We start from the raw sequence: 13,435 nt of genomic DNA, 5'->3' as shown, positions 1-13,435 counted from the left end.
TTTAGATTCTGTTGTTTCCGGCAACGGTCACTTGCCCGTTGTCGATCGTGACCCTGTCTTCGACGCACAGGCGGACCGCATAGGGGTAGAGCTTGTGCTCTTCCACCAGCACGCGCGCGGCCAGCGTCTCTTCGGTGTCGCCGGGCAGCACGTTCACGCGCGCCTGGGCGACCACCGGACCGTGGTCCAGCTCGGCCGTCACGAAGTGGACGGTCGCACCATGTTCCAGCACGCCCGCCTCCAGCGCCTGCCGGTGCGTCGCCAGGCCCGGAAAGGCCGGCAGCAGCGACGGGTGAATGTTCAGCAGGCGGCCCGCATAGTGTTCGACGAAGCCGGCGGTCAGGATGCGCATGAAGCCGGCCAGCACCACCAGGTCGGGCTGGAAGCCATCGATGACTGTCTGCAGCGCCGCGTCGAAAGCCTCGCGCGTCGGGTAATCCTTATTCGACACGACGGCCGTCGGAATGCCGTGCGCTGTAGCGAACGCGAGTCCCTTGGCGTCGGCCTTGTTGCTGATCACTGCGGCCACCCGTGCCGGCCACTTCTCGGCTTCGCAGGCGCGCACCACTGCTTCCATGTTGCTGCCACGGCCAGAAATGAGGATCACGATGTTTTTCATAGCCCGCCATTGTACCTGAGGCGTCAAGTCAGGCCCAACGGAAACATCGGGGCGTCGGCTGTTCGTAGGGTGGGCAGATTCTGCCCACGCGTTCAACCGGCGCACGCGCACCGATTCACGCAGACGCACCGGCCCGTCACGCACTGGCTGAGCGCGTGGGCGGGAAACCCGCCCACCCTACGGATTACTCGAACGAATAGAAGACGCGGAACGGCACTTTCTTCTCGGCCCAGAAATCGGCCGCGTCGCGGAACACGTCGAGCAGGTTCTCGCGCGCTTCCTTGTCGAATTTTTGCGTGTTGGGCAATTGCTCGAGCACGACGATGAAGCCCGGTTGCGGCCCGGCCTTGTGGATGGTGTGGGTCAGGCACTCGCGCAGCGCGTCGAAATTCTTGCTGCACGGCTTGGGAAAATGGAAGCTCTCGCCGATCTTCGCGCACACCTGCTGCTTGGTCAGGGCAGTGGCACAGTGCGCGTACAGGAAGTGATGCCCCAGCCTGCCAGCCTCTTCCTGCAGCTCCACGACGCGGAACGCACGAATGGACTGCACAAGATTGGGCGCCACTGTCATCAACAAACTCATTTTTCCCTCAAGTTGACCTAGTGTGTTGGGAGGGGAACCCGCGCCCGGACCATGGAGCACGCGCATTACTTACTCTCCTGCTATCGATTTACACACGCCAATAAACCCTAACTTTTCTAAGGGTAACGTTTTGTGGTAGTGGAAGCAACCCGAATGTTGACTCCTAGCGCCAATTTTTCAAAAAAACCTTTGATTTAACAAGGATTTTCCCGCTTCTGTCCGCCGAAGTCGCATAATGCCTGCTGTTACATTTTGTTGCCACGCAGATCGCACGGCGTACTCGGCTGGAAGTACCATAAGCTCGTGGCACTAGCATATTGACGACTTAGCACCACCCAAAAACGAGGTAAACATGAAACTGCAAGCCAAACTTTTGATCTCCGCCCTCTTCGTCGCCGCGCTCCCGCTGGCGCATGCCGGCGACTTCGACGACTTCGGCCGCGTGGTGCGCGTCCAGCCGCGTACCGAGCAGGTGCGTGTGCCGCGCCAGGAGTGCCGCACCGAATATGTGCAGGCGCAGGCCCAGCCGCAGCGCGGCTCGGGTGGCCAGATCGTCGGCGGCATCGCCGGCGCGCTGCTGGGCAGCCAGGTGGGCGGTGGTAACGGCAAGGTAGCCGCAGCCGCGGCCGGTGCGATCGCCGGCGCGATGGTGGGCGACCATGTCGAAAACGACGGCCGCAACTATGGCCCCGGCGTGCAGGAGCAAGCCGTGCGCCAGTGCCGCACCATCGAAGTGGTGGAAACCCGCAACGCCGGCTACGAGGTCACCTACGAGTACCGCGGCCACCAGTACACCGAGATCATGAGCCGCGACCCGGGCGACCGCGTCCACCTGCGCGTCTCGGTGGTCGCCGACCGCTACTGATCGCTTTCGGACGGGCAGGTTCCTGCCCTTCTCCCCGGGTTCCCGCTAGTGCTTGCGCTGCAGGAACCCGTCGCCTGATAATAGGGCGGTTTTCCCAGGCCGTCCTATGCTCATCAAACGAAAATCCATCGAACAAGCCGAATCGTCCCGCCGTCCCGTGCGCAAGCCGAAATTCGCGCCCGTGACGCTATCGGAACAGGAAGGCGTACGCTACCTGCACTTCGGCACCGAGTGGGTGCAGGGCGCCATGCGCATCCGCAAGCCGGACTGGCCCGAACTCGAATATGCGCAGCAGATGATGTCGTGGATGCTGTTCATCGACGCCCCGCGCACCATCTGCCAGCTGGGCCTGGGTGCGGCCACGCTCACCAAGTTTTGCTACCGCCAGTTCCCCGAGGCGCATGTCACCGCCATCGAACTGAACCCGTCGGTGATCGACATCTGCCACTCGATGTTCAAGCTGCCCGAGGACGACGCGCGCCTGCAGGTGCGCGAGATGGACGCCTTCGACTTTGTGCTGCACCCGTCCAGCCACGGCGCGTTCGACGTGCTGCAGTGCGACCTGTACGACGCCACCGCGCGCGGCCCGGTGCTGGACACGCCGGAGTTCTACGCGGCCTGTAACGCCTGCCTCGCGCCGGGCGGCATCATGACCGTGAACCTGTTCGGCGACCATCCGAGCTTCGCCAGGAACATCAAGGCGATGAAGTTCGCGTTCGACCAGGTGATCTGCCTGCCCGAAGTCCACGAAGGGAACGTGGTCGCGCTGTGCTTCAGGGAGCGCCGCAAGATCGACCTGGAGGCGCTGGCCGCGCGCGCCGCGCAGATCCAGGCCTCCACCAAACTGCCCGCCAAATCCTGGGTCAAGGGCATTGCCACGGCACTGGCCGCAAAATAAATGGACGACCATTCCGACGCCAAGCCACGCATCAAACGCCTCGACCTGCAGGCCATTTTCGCGTGGCTGCTGGCGGACGGAATCGTCACCAAGGAACACGTCAAGGCCAACTTCGCGCAGGCCCAGGGCATCCTGAAGAACGCGCCGGGCGCCATGCACCCGCTGGCCGCGGTCGCACAGTGCAAGCTCACCTCGGCCCTGGCGCCGCACCGGCTGCTGACGCTGGACGTGCTGTCCGAGTGGTGCGCCGCCAAGGTCGGCCTGCCCTTCATCCGCATCGACCCGCTCAAGATCGACTTCACCAAGGTGGCGGACGTGATGTCGGCCAGCTACGCGGCGCGCTTTAACGTGCTGCCGGTCGAGCTGACCCCGACCACGCTGGTGGTGGCCACGGCCGACCCGTTCGTGAAGGAATGGGAGCACGAGATCGCGCGCATCTCGCGCCGCAGGGTTGAACTGGTGATCGCCAACCCGCTCGACATCGCGCAGTACATCTCGCAGTTCTTCAGCCTGGCCAAGTCGATCCGCGACGCGAACAAGTCGTCGAGCCAGAACACGACGCTGCGCAACAACCTCGAGCAGCTGGTCGAGATGGGCAAGTCGGACCGCCAGTTCGACGCGAACGACCAGCACATCGTCAACATCGTGGACTGGCTGTGGAGCTACGCGTTCGAGCAGCGCGCCTCCGACATTCACCTGGAACCGAAGCGCGAGTTCGCACTGGTGCGCTTTCGCATCGACGGCGTGCTGCACCAGGTGTACCAGGTGCCAACGGCGGTGATGATCGCGATGACCGCGCGCATCAAGCTGCTGGGACGGATGGACGTGATCGAGCGCCGCCGCCCGCAGGATGGCCGCATCAAGACCCGCACCAACACCGGGCAGGAGGTCGAGCTGCGCCTGTCCACGCTGCCCACTGCGTTCGGCGAAAAGCTGGTGATGCGTATCTTCGACCCGGAAGTGGTGGTCAAGACGCTGCCCGAGCTGGGCTTCCCGGCCGACGACGCGGCGCGCTGGGACGCCCTGACCCAGCGCCCGCACGGCATCATCCTCGTCACCGGTCCAACCGGCTCGGGCAAGACCACCACGCTGTACACCACCCTCAAGGCGCTCGCCACCAGCGAGGTGAACGTGTGCACGGTGGAGGACCCGATCGAGATGGTCGAGCCGTCGTTCAACCAGATGCAGGTCCAGCCGGGTATCGACCTGTCGTTCGCGGACGGCGTGCGCGCACTGATGCGGCAGGACCCGGACATCATCATGGTCGGCGAGATCCGCGACCTGGCCACGGCCGAGATGGCGATCCAGGCCGCGCTGACCGGCCACCTGGTGCTCTCGACGCTGCACACCAACGACGCGCCGTCGGCGGTGATGCGCCTGCTCGAACTGGGCGTGCCCTACTACCTGCTCGAAGCCACGCTCATCGGCATCATGGCGCAGCGCCTGGTGCGTACGCTGTGCGTGCACTGCAAGGCCACCGGCGGCGACTTGTCCGACGACGTCTGGCAGAGCATCGGCGGCGCGTGGAACCTGCCGAAGCCGGCCACCGTGTACCGCCCGGTCGGCTGCCCCGAGTGCCGCCAGACCGGCTACCGCGGGCGCACCGGCCTGTACGAGCTGGCCACCGTCACCGAACAGTTCACGCGCCTGATCGGCGAACAGACCGACCTGCAGGCGCTGCGCCAGCAGAGCATGGCCGACGGGATGAAGCCGCTGCGCATGGCCGGCGCCCACAAGATCATCGAGGGCGTGACCACGGCCGAGGAAGTGCTCAAGGTAACCTCGGCGATGGCCTAGACGGCCTGACCCCAAACAGGACTGGCGCAAACGGCAAGCTGTCGCTATAATGACGACCTCTTTCGGGTCGTTAGCTCAGTTGGTAGAGCAGCGGACTTTTAATCCGTTGGTCGCTGGTTCGAGCCCAGCACGGCCTACCAGAATCAGGAAAAGGGGTTTCGAGCAATCGAAACCCCTTTTTCATTCCTCGGCCAGGTCGCCGTAGGGCGGGCGCGCAGTAAAGACTGGCGCAACCGCAAAACTGCCGCTATAATAGCGAGCTCTTCGGGTCGTTAGCTCAGTTGGTAGAGCAGCGGACTTTTAATCCGTTGGTCGCTGGTTCGAGCCCAGCACGGCCTACCAGAATTTAGCAGTAACAGACAAGGCGTTGCGAGTGATCGTGACGCCTTTTTTGTTTTACCCGCCCTGCCCCGCATGCCGCAAACGATCGCCGCCCCCGTCCACCACGACCTGGTCATCAAGAAGAGCCGCTTCATCGCGTGCGTGCAGCCGATGGCCGATCGCGCCGGCGCGCAGGCGGTGGTGTCTGCCCTGAAGGCGCAGCACCCGGGCGCGAACCATGTGTGCTGGGCGCTGCTGGCCGGCGGCCAGTCCGCGGCGGTGGACGATGGCGAGCCAAGCGGCACCGCCGGTCGCCCGATGCTGGACGTGCTGCGTCACCAGGATCTGGAAGGCGTGCTCGCCACCGTGGTGCGCTACTTTGGCGGCGTGAAGCTGGGCGCCGGCGGTCTGGTGCGCGCCTACACCGACGCGGTGGCGCAGGCGCTGCTCCAGGCCGAGAAAGTCGCCATCGTGCGTACCCGGACCTTGCGCTGCCTTGTGCCGTACGCCCTCGAAGGGATGGTGCGGCGCGAGCTGGAGGCTGCGGGCGCCACCCTCGCCGACGTCGAACACGGCGACACCGTGAGCCTTGCATTTACGCTGCCGGAAGCGGCGGCGGCCGGATTGGTGTCCCGGCTGAACGATGCCGGCCACGGCCGGCTCACCTGGCACCGCGAAGACGACTGACGGCGCACTCTTCGGTGCTACACTCGGCTCATCCTAACCACAGGGAGGAGCCATGTCCGCCAACAACGAACGCAACCCGCACCTGATTCGCGCTGCCGAAGTGAAGTCAGCCGAGGGCGAATTCTCGCACCCATGGAATCCGAAGTCGCGCCTCATCGGCACCCACCTGAGCAAGGCCGCCGGGCTGCAGCGCGCCGGGGTCAGCATCGTGCGCATCCCGGCCGGGCACGAGTCGTTCGCCTACCACGCGCACCATCGCGAAGAAGAGTGGATCTATGTCCTCTCCGGCCGCGGCATGGCCGATGTCGACGACAAGCAGTACGAGGTCGCGGCAGGAGATTTCATCGGCTTTCCCACCTCGGTCGCGCACCACATGCGCAATCCATTTAACGAGGACCTGGTCTACCTGATGGGCGGAGAGAACCTCGACACCGAGATCGCCGACTTCCCGCGCCTGGGCAAGCGGATGGTCAGGATGGGCGACGAGGTCGCCATCTACAGCCTCGCGGACGGCAAGCCACTGGGGCCATTGGACTAAGGCTGCGAGAGCGCATCGAGCATGTCCGCCGTCGGCACTACCGTGGCGAATTCGCCGTGCAGGCTGGCCAGCGCGGTATCGTGCATCACTTGCGCGCCGTAGTGGCGGCCGTCGGGGCCGGTGCGCTCGAAGGTCGCCGCCGCATCGGCCGCGAAGAACACCTCGAAACCGAAATTGCCGGCCATGCGCGTGGTTGTCGATACGCAGTGGTCGGTGGTGATGCCGCAGATGACCAGCGTGCCGATCCCGTCCGCGCGCAGGCGCTGTTCGAGGTCGGTGCCGATGAACGAACTGTTCACGTTCTTGTACAGGACCGGTTCGCCCGCCAGCGGCGCCGCTTCCGGCTTCACGCGAAAGCCCGGCGCGTCCGGGTGGAACAGGCTGCCGGGCCGCTGCGAACGGTGCTGGATATGAAAGATCGGCCTGCCGGTTGCGCGCCAGCCGGCCAGCAGCCGCGCGATGTTCTGCTCGGCCTGCGGATTGTTGCGCTCTCCCCAGCTCGGGTCGTTGAATGCCTGCTGCACGTCGATGACGATCAGCGCGGCGTTGGCGGGCAGTTGCTGCATCGGGTACTCCTCTCGAATGGATGAGCCGCCATCTTCGCCCGCGCGTTGCTGCAAGCCCAACCGAAATGCCCGATAATTGCCAGCTCATCCATGAAGGATTTCGATGGCCATGAAGCTCAGCCAACTCAGGATGCTGGTGGCGGTCGCGGATAACGGCAGTTTCAGCGCGGCCGCCGCGCAGCTCGACTGCACGCAATCGCGCATCAGCCACGCGATCGGCGAGCTCGAACGCGAGCTCGGCGTGCGCCTGCTCGCGCGTGGACGCGATGGCTCGGCGCCGACCGACGCGGGCCACCGGGTTCTGGACAAGGCGCGGCAGATGCTGCGGATCGAGGCCAGCCTGCTCGACGCCGCGCGCGACAGCCAGGCGCTGGCGGGACGCGTGCGCATCGCGTGCTTTCGCAGCGTGGGCACGCACCTGCTGCCGCACGCGCTCGAGGCGCTGGCGCTGGAATATCCGGGCATCGAGATCGAGATCGACGACGGCTGCGACGAGCGCGACGATGTGGCGCAAGCGGTGCTGCAGGGCCGCGCCGACGTCGGCATTGCGCAGCTGCCGGTGGATGACGCGCTCGCGTGGCAGCCCTACCTGTTCGACAGCTACCGGCTGGTGCTGCCCGCTTCGCTGGCGCCGCGCATCGACGCGGGCTGGCCGGCGGTCGATGGCCTGCCGTTCATCGCGCTGGCGTGCTCGGGTGCGGCCGCCGTGTTGGAGCGCTGCCGTGCGGCCGGTTTCGCAGCGCGGCCAAGCCGCACGATGGCCAACGACACGAGCATCGCCGCCATGGTCGGCCGCGGCATGGGGTTCTCGATCCTGCCCGAGCTGTCGGTGTTCCCCAAGCCCGACGAGGTGCGCACGCTTGCGCTGCCGATTGCCGCGCGGCGCGAATTCGTCATCGCCGCCCTGCCCGGGACCATGCGCGCACCGGCCGTGAAGGCGGTGCTGCGCTTCCTGCGCGACAAGCGCATCGTGGCCAGGACGCGGGCCTACCAGGGTGGCATCGTCAGCTGGGAGTGAGTGCGGAGGACACGTAGGGTGGGCAGGTTTCCTGCCCACGCGTCCAGCGACAACTCGAACCGTCCATGCTTCAAACATGCCCTGAACGCGTGGGCGGGAAACCCGCCCACCCTACGCGGCTGGTCGGCTTGTCGCATGGCCGGGTTGCGCAGGCGGTCTATGGGTTCCCGCCTTCGCGGGAACGACGGTTTTCTGCCGCTTGGATAAAGGAGCCGAGCAAATCCACCGGCAGCGGGAACACGATGGTGGCGGTCTTGTCGCTGGCGATGGTGGACAAGGTCTGCAGGTAGCGCAGCTGCATCGAGCCGCTTTGGCGCCCCAGCACCTGCGCGGCCTGCATCAGCTTTTCGGACGCCTGCAGTTCGCCCTCCGCGTGGATCACCTTGGCGCGGCGCTCGCGCTCGGCCTCGGCCTGGCGCGCAATGGCGCGGATCATCGATTCGTCCAGGTCCACGTGCTTGATCTCGACGTTGGCCACCTTGATGCCCCAGGCGTCGGTCTGCGCGTCGAGCACCTGCTGGATGTCGATATTGAGCTTTTCGCGCTCGGCCAGCATCTGGTCGAGTTCGTGCTTGCCCAGCACCGAGCGCAGCGTCGTCTGCGCCAGCTGGCTGGTAGCCTCGAAAAAATTCGCGACCTGGATGATGGCCTTGGCCGGGTCGATCACGCGGAAGTACAGCACCGCGCTCACCCGCACCGACACGTTGTCGCGCGAGATCACGTCCTGCTTGGGCACGTCGTGCACGATGGTGCGCAGGTCCACCCGCACCATCTGCTGCAGCACCGGGATCAGCAGGAACAGTCCGGGTCCCTTTACGGCCCAGAAGCGCCCGAGCTGGAACACCACGCCGCGCTCGTATTCGCGCAAGATGCGCACCGACATGGCCAGCAGCACGGCCAGCAGCACGATGATCAGGCCGATCGAAAAACTGAACTCGATTAGCATCTCAGGCTCCTCGTTCATTTTCAGGCACCACATGCAGCACGGGGCCGCGCATCGCGACCACGCGCACGCGCTGGGCGCGCGCGAGCGGCGTGTCGGTGACGACGTGCCAGGTCTCGCCGCCGATGTTGGCCCAGCCTTCGCGCGTGGCGCCCTCCAGCATTTCGCCCACGCTGCCGACCAGCGCCTCGGCCCCGCTGACCGGCTTGCGGCGGCGTGTGCGCAAGGCCACGTTCGCCGTTGCCGTGACCAGCAGGCCCGCCGCCACCCCAAGCGTGCCGACCAGGACTGGCGGGATGCCAAAGCCGGGCCGGTCGGTCTCGACCAGCATCAGTGCGCCGATCACGAACGCGATCACGCCGCCGATCCCGATCGCGCCGAACGTGGGCAGGAAGGCCTCAGCCACCATCAGCCCAAGCCCGAGCAGGATGAGCGCCAGGCCCGAGTAGTTGACCGGCAGGAGCTGCAGGCCGTACAGGCCGAGCAGCAGGCAGATCGTCCCCGCCACGCCGGGCGCGACCGCGCCGGGACTCATGAATTCGAACACCAGCCCGTAGATCCCCACGGTCATCAGGATCAGCGCGACGCTCGGGTTGGTGATGGCGGCGAGCAGGCGCGTGCGCCAGTCCGGGGCCGCGTCCTCGACGGGAGCGCGCGCGGTGTGCAGCGTTTTCGGCTGGCCGAGCACGGTCACGGTCCTGCCGTCGAGCAGCGCCAGCAGCCGCGGCAGGTCCGGCGCCACGTCATCGACCACGTGCGCCTTGAGCGCCTCCTCCGCGGACAGGCTGACGGCTTCGCGCACCGCCTGCTCGGCCCAGTCGGCATTACGGCCGCGCATCTGGGCCAGCCCGCGGATGTAGGCGGCGGCATCGTTGACTTCTTTGTGTTCCATCGTCGATGGCGTCTTTTCCCTGGCCGGCTCGGCGCCGCCCGGGCCCACGGCGACCGGCGTGGCGGCGCCCAGGTTGGTGCCAGGCGCCATTGCGGCGATGTGGCTGGCGTACAGGATGTAGGTGCCGGCGCTGGCCGCGCGCGCGCCACCAGGGGCGACGTAGCTCGCCACCGGCAGCGGCGCCGTGAGGATCGCGCGGATGATGGTGCGCATGGACGTGTCCAGGCCGCCCGGGGTGTCCAGCCGCAGCACGACGAGCTGGGCGCGCTGGCTTGCGGCGCGGGCGATGCCGCGGGCGACGTAGTCGGCATAGGCCGGGCCGATGGCGCCGTCCACGGTGAGCACGACGACCTTGGCCGTGCCCGCCAGGTCAACCGCACGCGGCACCCCGGACAGGCGCGCCGGGGCCAGCGCCGCCAGCGCCATCAGCAACGAACAAGCCAGCCTTGCCGGCCATGATGGGAACATGCCAGCACCTCGCGACGGACGGGTGTCCCTCCCAAGGGGTTAGAAGTGCTGGCTTCGGCCTTGGTTCCGCAAGCGGGAACCCCAGGCAAACGGCTCAGGCCAGGGGCGGCCCGTCCATGGAGATGAAGGTCTCGGCCGCTTCGCGCTGGATGTCGCGCAGCGTGTCTTCGTCGAGCACGAAGTCGAGCGCGCTTTCGGCGTGCTCCGGCGGCGGGGGCGGCGGCGTGCCCAGCGGCGAGGCCACGGGGGTGTACTGGTTGGCCAGCAGCAGCGTGTCACGCAGGGTTTCGGGGGGCATGCCCAGCCACGCGCCACGCAGTTCGACGATCGCTTCGGCCACCGGCGCCGGCACGGCCAGCTTGCGCAGCACCTCGCGGCTGACCACGTCCTCGCACAGCTCGGCCCAGTTCTCGGGATCTTCGTCCAACAGGCCCGGGAATTCGTCGGCGCGCGAGAGCAGGTAGAACCCGCCGACCTCGTGCACGATGCCGGCGAACAGGGCGGTGTCGGGGTTGACGAAGGTGACCCGGCGCGCAAACGCCTCGGCCAGCGCCGCCACGTGGGCGGTATGCGCCCACAGCTGCTCGGCCTTGGCGCGCAGGCCAGGGTCCACGATGCGGCTGCCGAACTGGCGCACCACCAGACTGGCCACGAGCGCCTGCAGGCGCCGGTAGCCGATCCGCGCGACGGCCGCGCGCACGTTGGTGATCTGCGGGCCAGCCGCACTGTTATAGGCAGCGGTGTTCGCCAGCGCCACGGTACGCGCCGCCAGCTGCGGCTCGCCCAGCACCAGGCGGATTGCGTCTTCCAGATGACAATCGGGATCCTCCAGCGCCAATTGAAGGCGCAGGACGGCGTTGACACTGGTTGGGAAGGTCATGTCGCCGCGCGCTGCCTGGGCGGCGATGTAACCAAAGGCTTCGATTCTGTTCACCGCTCGATTATACGCTCGCAAGGTGAACTGGTTGCCTCGCATCTCATGCGATGGCGGGAACCGTGCCGTGACAGGCGCGGTTCCGTGGACGCGGCGCGACAGTGTGTGTCAGCCGCCCGCGGAACCGTCACACATATGCATACCGCATGCCCCTACTTCACCTTGATGGCGCTCTTCACGTTGGCCACGCCGTCCACTTCCTTGGCCACCTTGACCGCCTTGTCCGCCTCGGCCTTGGAATCGACGAAGCCGCTCAGCATCACCACGCCCTTCTCGGTCTCGACGTGGATGGCCAGCGATTTGAGGTCCGGTTCCTTGAACAGGCTGGCCTTGACCTTGGTGGTGATGGCGGTGTCGGAAGCGGCGACCGCGGTCTTCTTGCCGGCCTCGCGCGTGTTGGCGGCGGCGGTGTCGGTGGCGCCGTCAGCTTTGTCGGCAACGGTAGCTGCGGTGTCGCGCGTCTTCTCGCCAGCCCGCTCCATCGCGTTTTCGGTCTTGTGCGCCGCAGTCGATGCGGCCTGGCGGGTCTTGTCGCCAGCGCGCTCCATCGTGTTCTCGGTCTTTTGCGCCGCAGTCGAGGCAACCTCGCGGCTCTTCTCGCCAGCCCTGTCCAGGGCGGTCTCGGTCTTCTGGGCGACGGTATGGGCCACCTCCTTGGTCTTTTCCACCGTGGCCTGTGCCAGCTCCTTCGTCTTCTCGGCGGCGGTGGAAGCGGCACTGCGGGTCTTGTCGGCCGCAACCGCCGCCGCATCACGCGTGTCGGCGGCCGCGTTCTCGGTGTGCGCCGCAACCTCGTTGCCGGCCCGGGCCGCCGCAGTCGCCGGACCCGGCTTGGTCTGGACCAGACAGCCGGTGCGCGCGTCGCCGCCGGCTTGCTCGCACTTCTCCATGGCCTTCGATGCGTTGGCATTGCCGGTGCCCGCGATCACGGTGCCGCCGCTGCCGCTGGCGCCGGCTGCGCTCACGTCGCGGCCGCTCTTCGCATCGGCCAGCGCCGCGGTGTGGGTGGACTTGGCGTTGTTCAGGCAGCTGTCCTTGTCGGCCCCGCTCATCGCGCCGCACTTGGCCCTGGCCACCGCGTAGTCGGCATCGGCCACCCGCTCGCGCGCCTTGGTGCGGCTTTCGCTGGTCTGGTTGTATTTGGCCAGCGCGTCGGACTCGGTGCGCGCTCGCGCCGCCTTTGCCTCGGCCATGCACACGTCCTTGTCATTGCCGCTCATGCCATTGCACTTGGCGGCGGCGGCCTTGTACTCGGCGGCGGCCTTCTGGGTCACTGCGCGGTAGGTGGCCGGGTCGTGGTTGAGCGCGGCGGTGGGTGCGAATGCATGGCTGGAGCCGGCGGCAGTCGCCAGCAGGGCGGCGATAAGCGTTTTCATGTGGTGTCCCTTGCGTCCGTTGTTGTTAATACCATGATTTAACGCCTGCGCAACGGCGTCATCTGTGCGACATCGAACACTTGTCGAAAAAACCACCCGCCCGCTGTTACTCGTCGGTCAGCAAGCCCTTGCGCCACAACGGCAGCGCGTCCTCGAAAGGCTTGTCGGCGGCGCCGAATGCGTCCCCGTCGCGGGCCAGGTTCACCCAGGCACGGGTATCGTGGCCGGCGCCGGACACCGGCTGGGTGGCGCGCACCGAGGCGAGCCAGCCGTAGATGCGGCCATAGTCGCCGGGGTGGCTGTGCCGCGTCCAGGCCAGCGCCACCAGGTCGGCGTAGCCTTCTTCGCGGCGGTTTTCACGGATCGCCCTGGCCTCGGCCAGCAGCGACTGGTCGGACGCGCTCTGCTCGCCAACCTCGACAAAGCCGGCCGGCAGCGCATGCCAGACGCCCTGTGCGTAGCGCCAGCAATGCCCGATCTCGTGCGCAGCCATCGCTTCGATCAGTTCGGCGCGCGAGGCCTCGGGCACGCTGCCCAGCACCGCCTCGGCGTCGGCATTGCCACGTAGGGACAGCACCAGCTTGCAGCGGCCGCCGTCGAATCCCATCGCCAGCGGCACGTCGCCCGATTTGGCTTGCGGCTGCACGATGATGTCGAGCGGGAGTTTCAGCTGTTGCGAATACGACAGAACCGGAGCGGCCGCGCGGAGCCAGCGGGTTTCCTGTTCAGTAAGATCGGCGGCGGATGCAGCATGGCATGCCAGCAGCATCGGGAATAGCGGGAGGAGCGTACGCATGGCGAGGTTTCCGGAGGGGTGGAGAAATGCCGTAAGGCAATTCTACGGTCCAGAGAACCTGTGGAATCGAGAAAATTTTTCGCTGTAGAAAAGAAGGCAAAGGTGTCGGGGTTGCAAGCGGCGTGCACGCCGCA

14 protein-coding genes and 2 tRNA genes are annotated in these 13,435 nt (G+C 66.6%); 8 read left to right on the top strand and 8 right to left on the bottom strand.

Annotation, left to right across the window (positions count from 1 at the left end; all coding sequences use genetic code 11):
• Position 1 precedes the first annotated feature (1 nt).
• Positions 2-619, bottom strand: a complete 618-nt coding sequence (gene purN / locus NX773_RS01845) for a phosphoribosylglycinamide formyltransferase (RefSeq protein ID WP_258854696.1) — start codon at positions 617-619, stop codon at positions 2-4.
• A gap of 184 nt (positions 620-803) precedes the next feature.
• Positions 804-1,202 carry a barstar family protein gene (locus NX773_RS01840; protein WP_258854695.1) on the bottom strand — a complete coding sequence of 133 codons (399 nt, stop codon included), beginning with the start codon at positions 1,200-1,202 and terminating at the stop codon, positions 804-806.
• Between the two features lie 352 nt (positions 1,203-1,554).
• Between NX773_RS01840 and NX773_RS01835 the strand changes: the two genes are divergently transcribed.
• The 7 genes from NX773_RS01835 (at position 1,555) to NX773_RS01805 (ending at position 6,308) form a co-directional block, all read left to right on the top strand.
• A complete protein-coding gene (locus tag NX773_RS01835) occupies positions 1,555-2,067 on the top strand; it encodes a glycine zipper 2TM domain-containing protein (RefSeq protein WP_258854694.1) in 513 nt (170 codons plus the stop codon).
• 106 nt (positions 2,068-2,173) lie between these two features.
• Entirely contained in the window at positions 2,174-2,965 is a 792-nt protein-coding gene (locus NX773_RS01830; protein WP_258854693.1) for a spermine/spermidine synthase domain-containing protein, read from the top strand.
• Complete coding sequence (gene tfpB, locus NX773_RS01825) at positions 2,966-4,762, top strand: type IV pilus assembly ATPase TfpB (protein WP_258854692.1); 1,797 nt, start codon at positions 2,966-2,968, stop codon at positions 4,760-4,762.
• A gap of 64 nt (positions 4,763-4,826) precedes the next feature.
• Positions 4,827-4,902, top strand: a tRNA-Lys gene (locus NX773_RS01820).
• 126 nt (positions 4,903-5,028) lie between these two features.
• Positions 5,029-5,104 (top strand) — tRNA-Lys (locus NX773_RS01815).
• Positions 5,105-5,176: 72 nt separating this feature from the next.
• Complete coding sequence (locus tag NX773_RS01810) at positions 5,177-5,770, top strand: IMPACT family protein (protein WP_258854691.1); 594 nt, start codon at positions 5,177-5,179, stop codon at positions 5,768-5,770.
• Positions 5,771-5,822: 52 nt separating this feature from the next.
• On the top strand, positions 5,823-6,308 hold the full coding sequence (locus tag NX773_RS01805) for a cupin domain-containing protein (protein WP_258854690.1): 486 nt from the start codon (positions 5,823-5,825) through the stop codon (positions 6,306-6,308).
• Here NX773_RS01805 and NX773_RS01800 read toward each other — a convergent pair.
• The gene (locus NX773_RS01800) at positions 6,305-6,874 is read right to left on the bottom strand and encodes a cysteine hydrolase family protein (RefSeq protein ID WP_258854689.1); all 570 of its coding nucleotides are present in this window, start codon (positions 6,872-6,874) and stop codon (positions 6,305-6,307) included. The genes NX773_RS01805 and NX773_RS01800 overlap by 4 nt on opposite strands.
• A 109-nt stretch (positions 6,875-6,983) precedes the next feature.
• Between NX773_RS01800 and NX773_RS01795 the strand changes: the two genes are divergently transcribed.
• Positions 6,984-7,892 carry a LysR family transcriptional regulator gene (locus tag NX773_RS01795; protein ID WP_258854688.1) on the top strand — a complete coding sequence of 303 codons (909 nt, stop codon included), beginning with the start codon at positions 6,984-6,986 and terminating at the stop codon, positions 7,890-7,892.
• 157 nt (positions 7,893-8,049) lie between these two features.
• On the opposite strand, the gene NX773_RS01790 is transcribed toward NX773_RS01795, so the two are convergent.
• From NX773_RS01790 to NX773_RS01770, 5 genes are all read right to left on the bottom strand, one after another.
• Positions 8,050-8,838: a slipin family protein gene (locus tag NX773_RS01790; protein ID WP_258854687.1), complete on the bottom strand. Its 789-nt coding sequence runs from the start codon at positions 8,836-8,838 to the stop codon at positions 8,050-8,052.
• Position 8,839: 1 nt separating this feature from the next.
• Complete coding sequence (locus NX773_RS01785) at positions 8,840-10,195, bottom strand: NfeD family protein (protein WP_258854686.1); 1,356 nt, start codon at positions 10,193-10,195, stop codon at positions 8,840-8,842.
• Positions 10,196-10,289: 94 nt separating this feature from the next.
• Positions 10,290-11,129, bottom strand: a complete 840-nt coding sequence (locus tag NX773_RS01780; protein WP_258821298.1) for an HDOD domain-containing protein — start codon at positions 11,127-11,129, stop codon at positions 10,290-10,292.
• Between the two features lie 152 nt (positions 11,130-11,281).
• Positions 11,282-12,505 carry a BON domain-containing protein gene (locus NX773_RS01775; protein ID WP_258854685.1) on the bottom strand — a complete coding sequence of 408 codons (1,224 nt, stop codon included), beginning with the start codon at positions 12,503-12,505 and terminating at the stop codon, positions 11,282-11,284.
• A 106-nt stretch (positions 12,506-12,611) separates the two neighbouring features.
• A complete protein-coding gene (locus tag NX773_RS01770) occupies positions 12,612-13,301 on the bottom strand; it encodes a hypothetical protein (protein ID WP_258854684.1) in 690 nt (229 codons plus the stop codon).
• Positions 13,302-13,435 lie beyond the last annotated feature (134 nt).

It is taken from the genome of Massilia solisilvae, assembly GCF_024753215.1.
GTDB classification, from domain to species: Bacteria; Pseudomonadota; Gammaproteobacteria; order Burkholderiales; family Burkholderiaceae_D; genus Telluria; species Telluria solisilvae.
Note: the sequence above shows the minus strand (reverse complement) of the source record. Positions and strands in the feature narration are given on the sequence as shown.

Bases quoted from the DNA above. Each gene is read 5' to 3' on its own strand.
- purN (WP_258854696.1), bottom strand. From the start codon at position 619: ATGAAAAACATCGTGATCCTCATTTCTGGCCGTGGCAGCAACATGGAA.
- NX773_RS01840 (WP_258854695.1), bottom strand. From the start codon at position 1,202: ATGAGTTTGTTGATGACAGTGGCGCCCAATCTTGTGCAGTCCATTCGT.
- NX773_RS01835 (WP_258854694.1), top strand. From the start codon at position 1,555: ATGAAACTGCAAGCCAAACTTTTGATCTCCGCCCTCTTCGTCGCCGCG.
- NX773_RS01830 (WP_258854693.1), top strand. From the start codon at position 2,174: ATGCTCATCAAACGAAAATCCATCGAACAAGCCGAATCGTCCCGCCGT.
- tfpB (WP_258854692.1), top strand. From the start codon at position 2,966: ATGGACGACCATTCCGACGCCAAGCCACGCATCAAACGCCTCGACCTG.
- NX773_RS01810 (WP_258854691.1), top strand. From the start codon at position 5,177: ATGCCGCAAACGATCGCCGCCCCCGTCCACCACGACCTGGTCATCAAG.
- NX773_RS01805 (WP_258854690.1), top strand. From the start codon at position 5,823: ATGTCCGCCAACAACGAACGCAACCCGCACCTGATTCGCGCTGCCGAA.
- NX773_RS01800 (WP_258854689.1), bottom strand. From the start codon at position 6,874: ATGCAGCAACTGCCCGCCAACGCCGCGCTGATCGTCATCGACGTGCAG.
- NX773_RS01795 (WP_258854688.1), top strand. From the start codon at position 6,984: ATGAAGCTCAGCCAACTCAGGATGCTGGTGGCGGTCGCGGATAACGGC.
- NX773_RS01790 (WP_258854687.1), bottom strand. From the start codon at position 8,838: ATGCTAATCGAGTTCAGTTTTTCGATCGGCCTGATCATCGTGCTGCTG.
- NX773_RS01785 (WP_258854686.1), bottom strand. From the start codon at position 10,195: ATGTTCCCATCATGGCCGGCAAGGCTGGCTTGTTCGTTGCTGATGGCG.
- NX773_RS01775 (WP_258854685.1), bottom strand. From the start codon at position 12,505: ATGAAAACGCTTATCGCCGCCCTGCTGGCGACTGCCGCCGGCTCCAGC.
- NX773_RS01770 (WP_258854684.1), bottom strand. From the start codon at position 13,301: ATGCGTACGCTCCTCCCGCTATTCCCGATGCTGCTGGCATGCCATGCT.